Origin of the sequence: Citrobacter sp. Ca225 (assembly GCF_030337175.1) — a bacterium.
GTDB lineage: Bacteria > Pseudomonadota > Gammaproteobacteria > Enterobacterales > Enterobacteriaceae > Citrobacter_A > Citrobacter_A amalonaticus.
This window is the reverse complement of record NZ_JAOWCD010000061.1, coordinates 285,246-303,296: the sequence shown is the minus strand read 5'-3', so window position 1 is coordinate 303,296 and position 18,051 is coordinate 285,246. Positions and strand designations below refer to the sequence as shown.

Sequence of the window (18,051 nt, the reverse complement as noted above, 5' to 3'; positions counted from 1 at the left end):
TGAATCGCCACGGGTTTAACAGACACCTCAGAGTCATTTAAGATGGCTTAAAGAGAGGTGCCCATGAGCGGTAAGCGTTATCCCGAAGAGTTTAAAATTGAAGCAGTCAAACAGGTTGTTGATCGCGGTTATTCTGTTGCCAGCGTTGCAACACGTCTCGATATCACCACCCACAGCCTTTACGCCTGGATAAAGAAGTACGGTCCAGATTCTTCCACTAATAAAGAAGAGTCAGATGCTCAGGCCGAGATCCGCCGTCTCCAGAAAGAGCTGAAGCGGGTTACCGACGAACGGGACATATTAAAAAAAGCCGCGGCGTACTTCGCAAAGCTGTCCGACTGAGGTACGCCTTTATCCGTGACAACACCTGTTGCTGGCCTGTTCGCCTGCTCTGTCGGGTGCTGGATGTTCATCCCAGTGGTTTTTACGCCTGGCTTCAGCAGCCGCATTCACAACGCCATCAGGCAGACCTGAGGCTGACAGGGCAGATTAAACAGTTCTGGCTGGAATCGGGATGCGTCTATGGTTATCGCAAAATCCATTTGGATCTGCGGGACAGCGGGCAACAGTGCGGAGTGAACAGAGTCTGGCGACTGATGAAACGTGTCGGGATAAAGGCTCAGGTCGGATACCGGAGCCCGCGGGCACGTAAAGGCGAGGCCAGTATCGTGTCGCCCAACAGGCTCCAGCGACAGTTCAATCCGGATGCTCCGGATGAGAGTTGGGTAACGGACATAACCTACATCAGGACCCACGAAGGCTGGCTGTATCTTGCCGTGGTTGTTGATCTGTTCTCACGCAAAATTATCGGCTGGTCCATACAATCCCGGATGACAAAGGACATTGTCCTGAACGCACTGCTGATGGCTGTATGGCGGCGTAATCCCCAAAAACAGGTGCTGGTTCATTCGGATCAGGGCAGTCAGTACACAAGCCATGAGTGGCAGTCGTTCCTGAAATCACACGGCCTGGAGGGCAGCATGAGCCGTCGCGGTAACTGCCATGATAATGCGGTTGCAGAAAGCTTTTTCCAGTTGTTGAAACGTGAACGGATAAAGAAAAAAATCTACGGAACGCGGGAAGAAGCCCGCAGCGATATTTTTGATTACATCGAAATGTTTTATAACAGTAAGCGTCGGCATGGTTCTAGCGAACAGATGTCACCGACAGAATATGAAAACCAGTATTATCAACGGCTCGGAAGTGTCTAGATTATCCGTGGCGATTCAGGTCGTGTTGAAACTATTGTTTCTAACCTCACCGTCATCATCAATGATTTCTAATGTAATACTTGATCCATTTTTTTGCTGTGAGCTATTGAGAACTAAATAGTTTTTATCCTTACTAATATGGCTTATATCCTGAGCATCAACTACGGACTCCGCATTTAATTCTTGTTGGAGGTAATGTAGATAATTTTGATGTATTTTTTCATCTTCATGTTTTTTTAGATTATCAATGATAATAAGAGGACGGTGAAGCGTAGTATGTGGCGTTTCTAAAAATTCCAATTGGCGATGAGATGCTTGAAAAATACGCGGAGTAAATGCGATATTTGCTGAATTAAGAATTTCAGTGATTAATTTTTGCATTAGGTTTTCTGCGTGGTTCTGGCATCCGGAGTAGGGCCTGTTTGCAAAACGCATATAAGACAAATTGCCAAATTGTTTAGCATTCACTGTTTCTATAAGGTCGATATTTTTGTTGTCATTGATGAGCAACCGGCCAAGCTCTGTATTAATTCCTGATGCTTCTGGTTGAGCTCGAAAGCAAACAGCCTTCAGTTCAAATGTCAGATCATTATACTTTGAATAAAAAATGGAAAATTTCAAAGCATCGATGTAATATTCATTGTTCTTGTTTGGCTTATCGTTTTGTAAGCTTGCTGAAAAATATAAATCACTATTATACGAAATTGGCGATAAAGTGAAATATTGGGCGGCGTTCTTTAGTAGTATTAACTTAAGACGTAGCGCAATAACCTCCTGGGCTATTCTATAGTGATCAAATCCTAACTTTATTATTTCAGTGGCCCATTGGCTGTAAGGTCTTGGATTGGGGGTGAGAAATAAAGCCAGATGGTAATCTTTTAATGAAAAAGAGTGATAGCGTAATTTTCTAGGGGCGTCTAAATGTAATTTTTCGCTTAAGAGTTTCTTAATGTCTCGATGAACCTCGCTGATGTATTCATCATGGCTAATTTCAAGTGGTTTAGGGTTTCTAATATATGCTACATCGATACCCCATCCATCCGATGAAGGTAACTTAAGAACTTTTTCCAATACACTCTCTACTTGTTCGGCAATATCGAATAATTGTGTTTTGGCTAACGGTGCATAGGGAGAAGGGTGAATATCCCATTCAGAGGACATTGTTATAACTGCATTTCTGGTTTGATTTAATTCCATGATTTCACTCATTTTCATATCCTAACATATTCATAAGTGTACGGTTAATTAGTATCTTTCTATTTATTTTTGATTCATACCGATTTGAACTAATATCTTTTTCATAATAAGAAACAACTTTCAAAAGGTTAAAGTAAAAAATTTGTGTGAATTTAAATTTCTCCGCGCGATCATTTAGGCAGTTGAGTCCATGTCGTGTATTAAGGTAGACAGCAGAAACTTTATTCAGAGAAGAGCTGGCGCTGACAATCTTATTTAATATTTCTACTTTGTTTAAAGCACTTGAGTGCAATTTTTTCGAAATATCACGGTTATTCTTTCCCATCATCCAGTTTTTAACGTCTATAGCGAATAGATGATCTTTTTTGATTAAGTAGATATCAAAAAGTTCATAGCACTCGCTACCTAACTGTAAAATTATCTGTTCAGGTGCTAAGGATTTTATTCCCGCCGCTTTTAATACTTGATGAAATTGCCACTCTCCAATATTTCCAATAAGCAATGGGATTAATGTTGGGATAGGAATAAACCTCTTTAATGGCTCGGATTCTAATCTCAATAGGCTTGGGAATACGCGTTTTTCAAGGTCATCACACTCTTCACTCATACCCTCATGATATTGGGGTAAACAGTGTTCAGGCTCATAAGGTGAACTACCCGCAGAAATATCTGTAAGGCCATCTGATTGCATTGTTCTTGCAAAAATAATATTTTCCAAATCGGCGGTGCGCTCCACGAAGAAATTTTCAACGCATAATTTCATATAATCGCTGTTTTTAATTATAGGATTGCGTTTTAATCGGTTGATATATTTTTGAGGGTTTTGAAAACTATCAGGATGGCGTAAATCTTCGTTAAGCTGGATAGCATTTTTGTCACCGGCTCTGGCGGCTTTTAAAATTACTTCGACAAACTCGACTTCAAAATCTTTATACATTGCGTTGGCATTTAGCACGCGTTGTTCGAAATCAGCACGCTGTTTCTCCGTATTGAAACTGGCTTTTTCTAAATCGTGTCGCGCTTTTTCAAACCAACGATTGTTATGGAGGCTGAGTGATGCGAGCAGAGATCTGGCATCGGGATACCGCGCCAGATCGCGGAAGACGCGTATCGCATTCAAATGTACGCCGGAAGGTAACCTGATAGTCCCCTGCATTTTTGCATCGCGACGTTCAGTCCGGCCAATGGTCTGCATGGCTACTTTATGAAGTTCTACTATATGTTCATCATCAAGCATTCGTGCTGCATCTGAATCTACCAGGTCGGTTTCAAAGTCATTTGCGCGACGAAGCATACTTCCGTGAGCGTAGTGCTTAAGTAATGTTACATAGTTTTCCAGTGTGTTGCGTGTGCCTGCGGTGTTAACCTGACTCCAGAAGCTATCGCATACCATCGCAAGTTCATCAAAATCAACTTCTAGCGATTTTCCTCCAGCATCCGTTTCCGGATAGGCAATGTAGTAGTTGAGACCGGTTCCTGCCCCTTTGAAGTGTGAAATCATAAAAAGAGTCAAATTAGGCTGATTAATACGCAAGTAGTCCCGGACGGGATCCTCACGGTTAAGTTTTGAGTCAAACATGACGACTCGTAGGGTATGCAGGTTGTCGAAAGGTGTTATTTCAAATACACGAGGTGTATCATTTCCACGCCGATTATCAGTGTCTAAAATTTTCAATCCATTCATAGGAGTAGAGCTATTGAGCGTCGCTTGCAGAAATTTACCTAAGACTGTGAAAAAGCGAGCACTGAGGCCAATACACAAAGTATGCCGGGTGGTATAGGCTGCGAGTAACATTGCTTGTAGCTCGCGATGAAATTCGCGTTTACGATAGCGATGACGTTGTATATACGTTAAATAGTGTTCAAGATGACCCTCCCATATCTTTAGCACTTTTTTGAATATGGGGTCATTAATTAATGGAGAAAGCTCGCTTTTTTGATCGTCGAATATTTCAATATTAACAGGACGATGAATATTTCTTAATTCACGGATAGTTGCTAACGGAGCGGCTGACTCCATATCTCTGCACCTAATCTGGTAGCCGAGATGGCGTGCATAGTCGGCAAGAAAGGGGCGGCTATATTGCCCATTGTAAGTACCAGGGAAGCCTGCGGTAGCTGATAGCAGGATCACCGTATTATGTGTTTGATACAGAACACGAAGCAGAGCGACTTCAGGAAGTTCCTTGATAAGTTCCATACGGAATTTGAGTAAAACCCAACCCTTTAGTTGGCTGGATTCAATAATAACCTTTTCCCTAGGGGCTAATGAAAAAAGCGTCTTAGGTTGAAAGTAAGTAAAAAAATCATCAATCAACTGTTCGTCCGTTGAGCTTCCTGATAAAAGATATGAAGCCTCCCCCTTAATTTGCTGTGCTTTACCTATAAATAATGATAATGGATTGTTTTGGTTAGCCTGATCTTGTTGCGACAGCATTTGCTGAACTCGCGATGGATTTTTAAGCTTTGCCGAAGCGGCAAGGATTGCGGTGATTGTTTGGTATAATTCATAGAGGCTAAAATCATTTCCAGCATCTTCATCGTCCTCGGCGCTTACGTAAATTTCCGTATAGGATTGTCGTCCGTGGCTACGAAGTCGTATATGGCGAAGATCATCTTCTCTGTAGAAGCGTTGGATTTGATAGCTGAAAACATTACCTATAAGCGCAATCACTTGTTCTGTATTCCGGCTATCAACAACGACATCAAGCATATTATTACTAAACAATTGAGTCATTTTTTTTAGATCAAAACCGGGGCGTAAATCACACCGCAAGAGTGCGTTATTTATTTCACAAACATATTCATCTAATGGCTCATACCCAGGAGCTCGCTCATTCCCTCTACATTCGTCTATATATTCGAGAACGCGATGTAATGTTGCAAGAATTGATGGTAATTGCAGATCGTCATTAAGTAATATTTTGCATACTGTTTGTTGGAAAATTTTGTAGGCTTCGTGTTCTTCATCAAGTACTAAAGTAAACCGAATATCTCGCTGTGCATAAGGCGAGTCGCTATCATGAACCCAGTATTCCTGTTTTAATTTTTCAAGACGTTCTGCCGATGTAACTGAGGTTAATTCTTCCAGAGGATTTTTATCTTGGTGTTTTTTTTGCCCAAGAACATGATCAAGTGACTGGCTGCTTTTATGATAAATTCCTTCATTATCTCGTTTCAGAAGGAGTACGCTGCCGTCAAATTTTTTAGTTGTCGCTAACAGAATACATCGCCTGTACAGTGCGATATGAAATGGGAAAAGATGTTTCACCATTTCTACTGCTAAACCAGCGAGTTTGTCTTGGCCAGCTCTCTCCAGCAGTGTTTCGAAATCGGTATTGAGGGTATTAAGTAATGCGATGGCCGCTTCCTGTAGGCGTCCTGTGAGCTTATAGCCGCTGGTGAGTAATTCTTCTTCTATTTTAACCTGTTCGTCGGTGGCTCCGGCTCTTACTTCCGCTTTAAGCCGTAGTTCAAGTGTAACTCTTGCCTGTACATCGGATTTCAGACGTTCAAAAATCAACTGAGTATTGTCTTTTAGTATGTTACAGCCAGTGTGTATCCAGTCGAGATAACGTTGCTGGTTATCTTTTTCGTCTCCATCTGTTTGTTTCACCCAAGTGGTAAAACTTAAGTCCGCAACATCGCGTAGCGAGAGATAGGGGAGTATCAGGATTTGCTTCGAGCTGGCCAACTCGACAAGTTCTGAGGGAATATCAATTTGCGATTTTAAAGGGGTGATAAAAACCAGGTTACGATGCCCATTTCCGGGTAACGTTGCAGCATTTACACCTTGTATGTATTGATAAAAAACATTATAGGTTTTTCCGCTGGATGTACCATCTTGTGACTGAATTAATAATGGGGTTTCGAATTCGCTAAAAGCATAGAACTTACCTGCATTGCTCCTTGCTTTCGTAATTTCCTGATGAATAGCATCAGGCAACCGTAAAATTTCTCTTTTTGACATTGTATTTTACCTTGTCCTTATATTCTGGGAGCCAGAGCGTTTAGTCGAATATCCCGGTCTTATTATCAGTTACTTTTTGATTCATTTATCGTTCGTTGATTTTGTTGGTGAGTATTGGGTTTGCTCGCCTACAAATGCCCCTGCAGCCACTCCTCCACGCGCTTAACATTAAAAGCACGTAATCCATATTCCTGCGTCAGCAACGTCTCCGGTAAATACTCATCATATTTTTCGAGGCACTTTTCAACGATGCTTTCGGCAAGACGGGATTCGGAAGGTAGCCCTTCCTGAAGTGCGCTGAATAACGCTTGTTTAACCTCCGAGACCGTAGTTTTTTCTACTTCAACCACGCCAGCAAATGAGTCCACCTTGAAACCGCGTTGGATAAGTAATGCCGACAACGTGTTTACGGTTTGATCGCCTAGCCAGGGAAGAATGTAGACATGCTGTCCCTGCTGAATAAAACATTCCGAAGCCAGATTATTGTTGCGAAAACAGTACAGCCCTTCATCAAACAGGTTTTTGGCCGTGGTATCGGCAAAATCGGCCTTGCGATCGCCAACGGTGATGCGGTAGTCGCCTTCCCGATAAATAGTGAGAATTTCCTGGCGGACGACATCATGAATGGACATCCCTTGTCCGCCAAATAACGGCGGCTGCCCACCCTTTGTCGCCTCGACATAGATGACTTTTTTATCACTATCGATATCGGTGACCTTCCAGCGTCGACCGCCGAAAATAATATGTTGGTCAGGCATCAGGGGGGAATCAACGGGGATAGAGCCCAGTGTTTTGCTCCCTGCTACAATACGAAACTCCTCCGGCGTGCTGAACACGGCATAGAAGGTGTATTGATTTACCTGACGTTCGCCCTCAATGCCCAGAACCAGTTCGCCGCTTGATAGCTGGGTCAGAAACTGGTGCTTCCCCATATGTTTCAATAAAGTTTTGAAGTCATCGATTCTGACTTTCTGAAATGGACCTTGTTGGCATAGCTGTGACCAGATCTGATCGGCTCGTACGCCTCCCCACTGCGCCACGATCGCCAGAATCTGATGGAACAGGGTGGAATAGTGCATCTGCCGGGTATCGGCTGGCTCAAACCATTTGCTGCCAATAAGTAAGCGGATCATGGCCAGCGACTGAACAAGCTGAAGCCTGAGTTGGTCGACAATACCTGATGTTGGCGTCAGTTCATGTTCGGCAATCAGCATTCTCAATACGGCAGGCGAGTCGCGCCGACCAGAACGCCCCATTCGCTGGCGCAGGCTGGCTACAGAATGGGGGGCGGTAACCTGCACGACGGAGCTGACTTTACCGATGTCGATGCCAAGCTCTAACGTCATCGTACAGATGGCGGTGGTAGGTAAGTTGCCTTGTTGAAGCCGCTGTTCCAACGTTTCACGCAGATCTCTGGACAGCGAGCCGTGATGGGGGAAGAACTCATTGGGAACGATGTTCGCTTCACTGAGATCGCTAAGCGTAGCGGCAATGCTTTCGGTCCGTTTGCGACTATTAGCGAACACCAGATGGGAATCACCGCGACAGAGGCGAAAGATATCATGGCAGATTTGCGTCTCTGCAGACGGCGGCGGTTGCTGGCCCGAGGTGGTTAGCGGTTCCAGATAACCTTTCACCTGCACTTTTAGCGTGGCGTGAGTCTGACTGTCAGTAATAATGTCGCAGGGCAGACGTTGATTTGGCCGCAGAGATAACGGTACTCGCTCCAGTTCTCCCAGCGTTGCGCTGAGTGCGACTCGGGGGACTGGATTGTTGATTCTTCCCAGTAGGTGATCGATCCGATTTAACAGAGAGAGAAGCTGCATACCCCGCTCAGAACCGATGAAGGCGTGGAATTCATCAATGGCGATATACGCCAGTGGAGCGAAAGCCTGCTTTAACCATCCCGCATTGCGGATCAGCATCGCTTCCAGCGACTCTGGGGTGATAAGCAAAATACCGGCAGGGTTTTTCTTCGCTTTCAGTTTTTTGCTCTGCGCAACGTCACCATGCCAGGGCGTGACCGGCATCTCCAGCGCATCGCCGAGGCTTTCCAGCCGTCGATACTGATCGTTAATCAGGGCCTTAAGTGGGCTAATGTATAGAATGCCAAAACCGCCCTGAATATCCGCAATGGCAGAACAGGCGGGCAGGAAAAAAGCTTCCGTTTTACCCGCGGCAGTCGCGGCGCTGATCAGGACATCCCGATCGCCCGCTAATATCGGTGGAATGGCTTTTTTTTGCAGTTCCCGGAGATCGGCCCATCCCTGCCGATATATCCATTTCTGTATGCGTGGATCCAGCCGCTGGTATTCGTTCGTCATAATCGGAAATCAGCCAGACCGTCCTCGTCAGTATCTTCTGCCGACGTTATTTCATCCATATCGCTGGGTTTTTCTTCCGCGATCGCAACACCGGCAATTAACTGCGACCACTGAATGGACGGGTTTTGTTCCAGCACGGCCAGCATATCCAGGAAGGCTTTAATGGTGTTTCGTGGCGTACGGAAATAGGCATCACCAATAGTATTGCTACAGTGGCGTAGGAATGCCGTCAGTGCATCATCAGGAACCAGATAGTTATCCGCATCGCCGCCGGAATAAACGTGACGTAGGTTTTTCAACAGAATATAGAGCTCTTCCGGCGTCAGGCTGGCTAAATGCAGGGAAGGGGACGAATAATCAATGACACCAGCCCGCTGAGCGAAGCTGTTTTCCGCCAGTCGGGACTGGAGCGCTTCGTAGCTGTACAACCCCTTGCGTGGATCGAACAGGAATTCTGGCGTACCGCCAAGTAAAAAGCCGATATATTCAGCCGTCCCTTGCAGGCAGTCATTCAGAATACGCAGTATCTGTTCATAGTTGGCAACCCGGGCCTGCGTATTACTGAGCTTATACAGATTGACCATCTCATCCAGATTCACCAACAGACCCGCGTATCCGGCCTGACGGACAAACAGGCTCATCAGCTTTAGCGAATCGTAGAAAGAGGCATCAGAAATAATGGTGCGCACACCCAGATCGTTACGGGCGTCGATTTTCGTGGAGTATTCACCTCTTAGCCAGCGGATGGCATTTGATTTCAATGTCTCATTATCCTGCTCGTGGCCCTGCCAGTAACATTCAATGACTTTGGCGAAATCGTAACCGCCAACCATATCAGACAGGTCAGCGAGCTTTTGGTGAATAATCGTCGGAACCGGCACATTTGTGCTTTCTGCTTCTTTTCTGGCTTCCGTGATAAAGCGCTCAACCACGCTTAATAATGCGTTTCCGTCCGGCTTATTGCGCGTGGACAGATTCTTCATCAGTTCGGAATAAAGGTTACGCGCCTGTCCACCCGTCGCGTGGATACGCCTGTCCGGGGATAAATCGGCACTGATTGTCACCAGTTTTTTCTCTAGTGCAATTGAGCGCACAACGCTTAAAAAGAATGTCTTACCTGAGCCGTATTCCCCGATAATTAGCCGGAATCCTGCACCGCCATCCGCGATACGTTCAATATCCTGATACAGCGCTTTTATCTCGTTGACCCGGCCAACCTGAATATGCTGAATACCAATTTTAGGCGTCACGCCTGACTTTAGTGACTGAATAATAGCGTCTCTTTCTTTGAGACGAATACGAATGCCAGACATAAATTATCCTTTGAGTTCTTGTGCAATTTCCAGGTCAACGTAAATATCATCGTCATCATCAAGCACCGGGGCGTCAACCTGTTCGAAAGACCAGTCATTAATTGCTTCAATCGCGCCGCTTAGCATCAAATTAAATTGCTGGCATAGCTCAGCGACTTCGTTTCGCGCCCAGCGCTCTTTTTCCAGCAAACGTTGGTAAAGCTGGTGATGTGCTTCATCAAGACCTGCGCCAGCGTGTGGCGGGATCTCCGCCGGGGATTCATCTGCGGGTTCATCTTCGGTGAAGATGGTGTTCAGTAACTGGCGTACGTCCGTGGTATCAGACTCATGACGGGCAAGGATCCGTTCATCAAGAGAAAACGCGCCGCTCGTCGCTGATGGGGTTTGTAACGTAGCCGTCGGCGTTGTTTCTGCGGTTGACAGTCGGTGGATATCGCTGGTGACGGTACTGCTGTCCAGACCAAGGCTGGCGTAGATTTTTTCCAGTTGCTTAATTTCAGCCGGATCGATTTTTCCGTCTGCGCAGGCGACGCTGATAATCACGTTGCCAATAGTGGATTTATCTTTATCGCTGAGTTGCTCAATTTTAGCTTTCAGACCGGCCTGATTTGCAGGCGTATTGAGCCGCCAGGTGAGGTAGGCGTGCAGCGAACGTTTTTCTGTTGGCGACAACGTATCATTGTGATCAATGGTTTTTTCCAGCGCGGCCTGTTCAGCAACGTCCACGCGCTTGTCCATTTGTGCAATCATGGCACCTAACCGAAGCGCCACAGAGACTGACGTAAATTCTGCTGACGGTACGTAGAATTCCGCATGCCCTTCAGGAAATAAAACAAGATGTCCTTCTGGCTCTGGCCGGACAAGGTGATAGCGCATATCCGGCGCAATGCCGTAGCCTGCTCGCCTGGCGAAATTTTGCATCAGTTCGGCTTCTTTCTTATTAATCTTATCCGGTACAGGCATACCCAGTCTGGCCCAGAAATCGGCCACTGTCGCCAGCCCTGAATGTTCACGGATTTTCTTATCTGCCCAGCGTTTAAATTCAGCAAACAGGTGTTCTGCATCTTCGGTCAGTATTTCATCGGGAAGCAGCATGATGGCGGCGACATCACTTGGTGAGGCATCTTTTTTACCAAGATAGCGACTGTAGGCATCCAGCGCATTGATACAGGATTCTGCAACAGGAATTAATTTCTGAACTGGGGCTTTTAAAACGCTGGGATCGGGAAGATCCATCTGTTTTTTTACCTGAAGTTCCCGAAGCGTACCACTGGCGGGGGTATAGCTTAAATACAACCGTGTTTTATTGGGTTTGACGACAATACCGTCACCGTATTTTTGGGTATAACGCTGTTTGAATAACGCGGAAAATTCAGAATGACATCGACGGGCAGGCGTGCGCAGGGTGTAATCAGGAAAATAGTGTATCCATGCCAGTGCCAGATCGGCACAAACAGGTTGTCCTTTATCGACCACCGTCGCCAGATTCAATCTGAACAGTAATGCACTCCTCGATGAGAAATATTCGTTTTCGGTATGTATAGAAAGTAACTTCGGTCTGAGAATGATCATCATTTCCAGCAAATGCGTTGCATAATGACGGAAGGAACCGCTTGCCTGAAATACGGTTCTCAGGCGCGATATCTCTTCGAATAATGCTTTGAATTCATCGTCAGAAATAGCCTCTTGTGTGCCATCCGCCAGTACGCGGCGTTCAAGACCGTAAAAATAGATAAACACATAACCAACGGGGCAGCTCGCATCGCTGCGATCGCTTGCCAGCCAGTCAAGATAGGCGCCACGACAGCGAGGAGAGAGAGTAGCAAAGGTGGGCCAGTATCCCAGCGATTCATCATAATAATGGCGTGAAATGGGTTCGATGGAGAAAGCGTCGTTAACCAGCGAAGCATCGGAACCATCGTTATAAAGATAGCCATATTCTCCTGATGAATGTGTTTTTAACCGCCCGCCGAAATAAAAATAACCGTGATTAATGACGACGTTTTGAATGGTGATACTTTCTCCCGGTTTGACCCATCGCGCTGGCGTGGTATTGCTACGGGCGGCGGTTTCTCGCGGCTGTTCACGACTGGTGCTGTATTCAACCGTTTGCCCATTAACGAAGGTAAAAGTTGCCAGTTCGTCATCATCGAAGGCCTGAGAATGCATATTTGTCACGCTGCTGTCTGGCTTATTGAGAGATTTCTGTTGAGATGAATGATTTATTTTGGTGATGATTTTGCTGTTTACTTTGGGGGGTGGCGACTTTTTCTTTTTGGAAAACAGAAGCCAGATAACAGCCAGTGCAATAACGAATATCCAGAAGCCCATTCCGTGCCCTTAATCGCTGATAATGCTTCCCGGCATTGTTCTACGAGCGGCAAAGGCGGTAAGCATAAAACTGGGAGAGAGATCGTAAAATAATACCGCGAATGGGCTGGAGTACAAGCATAAAAACCCTGTTATTCAAAAGGATTATGCCATATGGCTAGGGGATCAATTGGCAGGGCCAGGTTATACCTGTGAATCACACATAAAACGATTGATTTCATCTTGTGCATGACGAAGACGATCGGCAATGTCAGCAAATCTGTCAGGCTCACTAAAGAACATTCCCCCTTCCACTGCCGTTTGATGATCCCCGGCGATCGCGGCGAACCGTTCAGCATCGTCAGGCAACAGTTGCAAGTTTCCGACAATCACCTGAGTAAAATCCACACCCGGTACAGACCAGCGACGTTGCTTCATCTCGACCACATTGCGCATGGCTTCTAGCGTTTCATAGGGGCTGGCAAAATGATTACTCAGCAGACAATCCACATCATACCAATGGCGTGCCAGTCGGGCCGAATTTGGCGCTTTGGTTTGCGTGCAGAACTGGTGCAGCGCCGTCAGCTTTTCCCAAAGAATATAACCGGTGTCATAAGCGTTTACGGTCGCGGCGGGTAACAGAAGTGCATCCATTCCAGCAATCCCGGACAGATAGCTCACAACAGGCATCTGATCGGTTGGCTTGCCACGATTTCGTCCGCCAAATTCCAACAGAATATGATCGCGCTGATAGGCCATACTGTCTTCTTTCACCCGTGGGAAATAGATATCGACTTTTTCGCCACCGCTGTCGGGTTCCATTTTTGCTTCAAGGCCCGGAATTTCATAAGCCTGAAAGCGTTGGTTTAACCGTTCTGCCAGCGCGTTTGTCCATTCTGTTAAGCGCTCTTGCTGCTGCTCTCTGAACCGGCGATTCTGGCTGTTATTTAGCGTGCTTTGCTCCCACGCCTGCTGTTCTTCCTCTTCTGAGTGACCTGCCAGATCGGCCCAGTGAACAGAAAGATCGATATCTTCAGAAAAACGCTCAATCACGTTCCAGCATTTGCTTAACGCTGTTCCACCTTTAAACGCGACAGATAAATCTCCCAGCAGATCCTCATTAAAAAGCAGCCGAAGGATCTCCGTTACCCAGAGATCCTTTTCCAGAAAGCTGGCTCCCAGCCCGGAGGGATGCTGCTGCGCCGCGTAAGAGAGGATTTCCTGAAGCTCACGGCGTTGCGATGCGCTCCGGTAGTAATCAAAAATGTCCATCAGAGCGCCTTTTGCAACGTTATCAGCTGTGAGCGCCATGCGTGAAGCGCAGGCTCATTCATTAACTTTCCGGCAATCTGTCGGGCTTTAGCGGGCGGGATGCTCAGCCGATGAAAAGCATTCTTCAGCGTTTCCGGCGGGGTATATTCCTGCTCCAGACTCAGCAAACCGCGCATTAGCTCTCCTTCAGGCCGGTTCAGCCAACGTAATCGGCTTGCTGATTTATGCTGGATCCGTACCAACTCATTACCGACACGGAACTCTCGCGTAGGGCCGTTTGACCAGTAGATGCGTTTAACCGGCGCCTGCGTTTGTAGCCCTAACCGGTAAGCGGCTTCCAGTCCCTGAAGGGTGATTTTGTAACCGCGCTCTTTTGCCCATGCTGCGGCAACGGCATTGGCGCTGGCGACAACGTTTACGGATGGCAGATTTTTCAATGGTTTTGGCCGGGAGTAAAAACCGCGTTCAACCCGGACCAGCAGGCCTTCTTTGACCAGACGACTCATTGCCTGTTGTACTGACGCACGACTTCCCAGCGAGTAAAATCCGCTGATGGAAAAGGGGATGCCCCGCTTCATGCGGTGAACCCGCTGGCGGGCCAGAGCGGCAACAGACATTGATTCTCCTGTACTGACGTTTAATACCAATGTAATTTTATTTTAGACCATATCTATCAAGGTATACAAGCATATTGATGTCAGCAAAAACATGTCTACATTAGTATAATTAATGACAGAGTCGCTATGAAGAACGACCCTGTCGGTTTCTGTATCAGACCTCAGCGTTTAGTGGTTCCGCATTGCGTCTGAATCTGGGATCCTCTTGTTTACCGTGCTGCTCTGCCCAGCTAATAACCTGCTCCAGCAATTGTTGCATGTAGTGACTGGTATCTCTGACTGTTTCAAAAGGGGAGTGCTGTTCGGAAGAAATAAGTGCGGTCAATAAATCCTGAACACCAGTAGCCAGGCCTTCGTCCTGAGTGATTTGCAGATAAGCATTTAGTGGCTTATCTTTCGACGCTTCGTCTCCATCCAGAAAACGTTCAAAATCAGGCACACTGACGCGGTGGCGAACCGTAAGTCCTTCACTTCTGGCCTGTCGGATGGCATTTTTGATTTTTTCGTTTTCTGTCCACATACCATTTCTATTTCCTTTTGAGTTCAGCGGAGAATCGGCGTCATGCACCAGACTGAAATCAATTTTGAAATGCGTAAGTACTTTTATCAGCGGCACCAGTATGGCTTTTCCCCGAGCGCGGATGATAGCAACCTGATCCATTAGCGCATGATTGCGTTCTATGATGGACGCCATAAATGCAGCATGTTCCGTATCGCCTTCAACCAGTACAGGGTGTGAACCAAAAAAGACCTCAGAAAAGCTGGGATCGATATGCTGTAACGCTTGAAGCCTTTGTTTATCATCGCCTTCAAATTCAATCAGATCTGAGCGATAGGTTCTCGGCGTTACCGGGGACTGGTCATCATCTCTTTCCCGGTCTAAACGCACAATAGTGGTGTGGTCTTCAAACGGATTGATAAAATAAGGCGAATGGGTAGTCAGAATGACCTGCCAGTCCGGGTTTTTTGCCAGTTGGTATAAATGACGCTGAGCTGCTCGGGCAGCCATAGGGTGTAAAGCATTTTCTGGTTCATCGATTAATAGCAGGTAGCCGGGAAAGGCAGGATCTTCCGGGCTGTCCGGGATTGGTGCGCCACTGTCGTGGGCATCCAGTAACGCTTTGGCCTGTGCTAAATACTCTGCCAGCTGTTCCGGATCATCTTTTTTGGTGGGTTTCGCTACTTTTTTCGAAAGCTCGGTAATATCTTTTTCAAGGCGTTTGCGATAGTCGCCGCGTACCTCTTTATCGCGATTAAGCTCATTATGGACCTGAAGCATTGCCCAGAATAACGCTCTGCGAGCCCCTGTTCCCTGCTGAACCAAATCGGTATCAGCTCTTCCATCCGAAATTCTTAAACTCGAACCATTTTTAATAAGTTCGTCAACTTTTGGAACAAGCGGTGCCGCACACACGTTAAGGCTAACATCCAGTCGGGGAAAAATACTTTTGAATCCCGTCGAGATCTTACCCGCAATACCATTGAAATGTTCCTGATGCTGCTCGCTGAGAGCATTCATACTGGAGGAAACACTCTCAATCGCTTTTGCCAGATCGGATTTTGGATTACTCCGGGCTTTTTCCAGTTCTGTGAACAGAGGTGACAGAGCAAGTTTAAGTAACAGTTCTTCTGTTTTCGCTGCATCTTCAAGTGAACCAATCCGTAGCGGTCTGGGAAGCCGGGAACCAAATACCGGATCGGCACCGCCTGCTTTGCCATCCTCCGCCCAGCAGCCCTGTCCATCGTCTCCGTTCGGAGCCCAGGTAGTACGGACTTTCTGAAAATCAGGTGCGCACCATTGCCAGCGGCTTTTTACAACAAGAAGTCCATCTCTTTCCTGTTTCCATTTTTCATCAACGTTGCCAATGCCTCGAGGAATATGTACTTCGAGAAGTACTTCAGAAGGCTGATCCGGTTGAGCGTGTTGGTGTCGATCATGCGCGGGATCAAATGGCACGCTTCCTTTGGCTAACTCATAGGCTCTGAGAACAGTAGACTTACCGGCATTGTTTTTTCCTACCAGACAAACAATATTATCAAGCGCAATATCGATACCTTCATTTCCTATACATCCAATGTTGCGGATGGTCATACGAAGCAGCTTCGAACGGTTTTCTACAGACATCATTTACTCCGGGATTATTAACATGCAAAGGCGGTTTATGTTAATAACGAATTGAGAAGCATAATTTGATGCCACGCTAATTTATTGATAATTATCTATTTTGAGATGGCCGTACAATTTAAAGACAGTTTTTTCTATTTGCGATCTGTCTTCCATAACCTCGCTTGCTGTTAACCGCTAATCGCGGTATCTTTTATCCGTACCTGCAAATTCAGGTGCCGGGCTTGACCTCCTGAAAACTGTTACAGGCGACATACGACGCGCCCGCGTCTTTTTTTATGTCGTGCGCACGGCTACACCTCTATGGCGGGCCGGGCGGGGGCGTCGCAAGACGCGCCGGTTCCCTGTAACGCCGGTAAGGTCAACCCCGTCCGGTTCTGCCACCCGTGAGATTGACCTCTCCGGTGGCGGAAATATAAAACGTTACAGGAGGCTGCCACTATGGCTACGATCCCCACTCAAACACACCCGTTACTTTCCGTTCCCTTCAACGCCGCCACGGATTTCACCGTACTGGCCAGCCACTGCGAAAACTTCGCCGACACCCTCATTGAAAGCGATGATCCGGCGCTACGGCTGGCGCTTTACGGACGGCTTGCCGCCTGTCTTGCGCTGCTGCGTCCCACGCTGAACGAGCCCATTCCGCCCCACTTGATAGAAAGCCTGACCACCGATACCCTTCCCGCCAGCTCCACCTGCTTTGAACCCGGTTCCGAATTACTTTGTGACTACTCACTCACGCTGGCGCAGCTTCTGACGGGGCGGGCGTTACTGCCGAAAATGGAACAGACGCTGACAGGATTATTGTGTGAGCTGGTCTGGTGCTTTGCCGCTGAACTTAAGGCTCCGCGCTGGATACGTACCACCGATGGCGTGAAGTTTATCGAGGAGGTGACAGCATGATGCAGCAGGACTGGTACTCCGCCGACATTATCGCCGGGCTGAGAAAACGGGGCACTTCGCTGGCGGCGCTGTCCCGTCAGGCCGGGCTGGCGTCCTCCACGCTGGCAAACGCGCTGATAAGGCAGTGGCCCAAAGGTGAGAGATTGATCGCCGAAGCGTTAGATATTGCACCAGAGCAAATCTGGCCTTCCCGCTACCGCAAGCCTGAAAATGGCTAAATCGTCTCTCCCGATCTTCTGATGGCTTTGCTGTCAGAAGATCGGGAGATGACAAGCGAAGCGCGGCAGTCCAGACTCGCAAAAATCCTTTTTAACGCAAAAACAGTTTTTCCTTTCTGCACCATCGGTACTGGCATAGTCTCCCTCCTGCTCCATGCTGTCGTTGACAGCGTCCAACGCTTCGCAACCTGAAAGAAGCGCCTGTTATCAGGACGGTTGAGCCGTTTACCGGTGCAGACCTCTGCAAACACCGGGTCGCAGAGCATCGCGACGGAGGCCTGAGTTTTAACACGATACATCCTTTACTGCGCCAGTCTGCTGGTCTGAATCTGTACCGCGCCGGAATTTTCCCGGCTAACCTGTATCTGCTGACACCCTCAGCGCCTTTTGCTTCACGGCCTGCGGCCTGCATTGCCGACAGGCTTTGCTGCCGTGTGACCGTAAAACTGCACCAGACGATAAATTTTCAGACGTTGCACCAGACCCGTGCGTCACTTTAACCGCGCAGAGCGGGAAAGTGACGCACGCAGCCCTTTCGACCTGCACCAGACAACTCAACTGCGCCAGCTTATGGCTGGATTCTGACTCCGC

General features: G+C 47.2%; 11 protein-coding genes. 3 read left to right on the top strand and 8 right to left on the bottom strand.

Annotated features, from left to right (window positions below):
* The first annotated feature begins 63 nt into the window (after positions 1-63).
* A protein-coding gene (locus OGW13_RS08125) for an IS3 family transposase (protein ID WP_096755719.1) occupies positions 64-1,211 on the top strand; the annotation gives its coding sequence in 2 pieces (ribosomal slippage) (positions 64-301 and positions 301-1,211; 1,149 coding nt in all).
* Between the two features lie 15 nt (positions 1,212-1,226).
* Here the strand turns inward: OGW13_RS08125 and OGW13_RS08120 are convergent.
* The 8 genes from OGW13_RS08120 to OGW13_RS08085 all read right to left on the bottom strand — a co-directional run bounded on the left by OGW13_RS08120 (position 1,227) and on the right by OGW13_RS08085 (position 16,342).
* Entirely contained in the window at positions 1,227-2,420 is a 1,194-nt protein-coding gene (locus tag OGW13_RS08120) for a hypothetical protein (RefSeq protein ID WP_287115864.1), read from the bottom strand.
* Complete coding sequence (locus OGW13_RS08115) at positions 2,413-6,378, bottom strand: hypothetical protein (protein ID WP_109739829.1); 3,966 nt, start codon at positions 6,376-6,378, stop codon at positions 2,413-2,415. Before OGW13_RS08115 ends, OGW13_RS08120 begins: the two co-directional genes overlap by 8 nt.
* 128 nt (positions 6,379-6,506) lie before the next feature.
* Positions 6,507-8,702 (bottom strand): DEAD/DEAH box helicase, encoded by a 2,196-nt coding sequence (locus tag OGW13_RS08110; protein ID WP_287115863.1) that lies wholly within the window; start codon positions 8,700-8,702, stop codon positions 6,507-6,509.
* Positions 8,699-10,015 (bottom strand): ATP-binding protein, encoded by a 1,317-nt coding sequence (locus OGW13_RS08105; RefSeq protein WP_109739831.1) that lies wholly within the window; start codon positions 10,013-10,015, stop codon positions 8,699-8,701. Before OGW13_RS08105 ends, OGW13_RS08110 begins: the two co-directional genes overlap by 4 nt.
* A gap of 3 nt (positions 10,016-10,018) precedes the next feature.
* On the bottom strand, positions 10,019-12,346 hold the full coding sequence (locus OGW13_RS08100) for a tellurite resistance TerB family protein (protein ID WP_287115862.1): 2,328 nt from the start codon (positions 12,344-12,346) through the stop codon (positions 10,019-10,021).
* 183 nt (positions 12,347-12,529) lie between these two features.
* Complete coding sequence (locus OGW13_RS08095) at positions 12,530-13,597, bottom strand: nucleotidyl transferase AbiEii/AbiGii toxin family protein (protein WP_104445701.1); 1,068 nt, start codon at positions 13,595-13,597, stop codon at positions 12,530-12,532.
* The gene (locus OGW13_RS08090) at positions 13,597-14,214 is read right to left on the bottom strand and encodes a DUF6088 family protein (RefSeq protein ID WP_034940173.1); all 618 of its coding nucleotides are present in this window, start codon (positions 14,212-14,214) and stop codon (positions 13,597-13,599) included. Before OGW13_RS08090 ends, OGW13_RS08095 begins: the two co-directional genes overlap by 1 nt.
* Positions 14,215-14,368: 154 nt before the next feature.
* Positions 14,369-16,342, bottom strand: coding sequence for an ATP-dependent nuclease (locus OGW13_RS08085; protein WP_231912846.1), 1,974 nt, complete (start codon positions 16,340-16,342; stop codon positions 14,369-14,371).
* A gap of 438 nt (positions 16,343-16,780) precedes the next feature.
* On the opposite strand from OGW13_RS08085, the gene OGW13_RS08080 reads away from it, so the two are divergent.
* Both OGW13_RS08080 and OGW13_RS08075 read left to right on the top strand, forming a co-directional pair.
* Positions 16,781-17,242, top strand: a complete 462-nt coding sequence (locus OGW13_RS08080) for a hypothetical protein (protein ID WP_104445699.1) — start codon at positions 16,781-16,783, stop codon at positions 17,240-17,242.
* Entirely contained in the window at positions 17,239-17,460 is a 222-nt protein-coding gene (locus OGW13_RS08075) for a helix-turn-helix domain-containing protein (RefSeq protein WP_109739834.1), read from the top strand. Before OGW13_RS08080 ends, OGW13_RS08075 begins: the two co-directional genes overlap by 4 nt.
* Positions 17,461-18,051 lie beyond the last annotated feature (591 nt).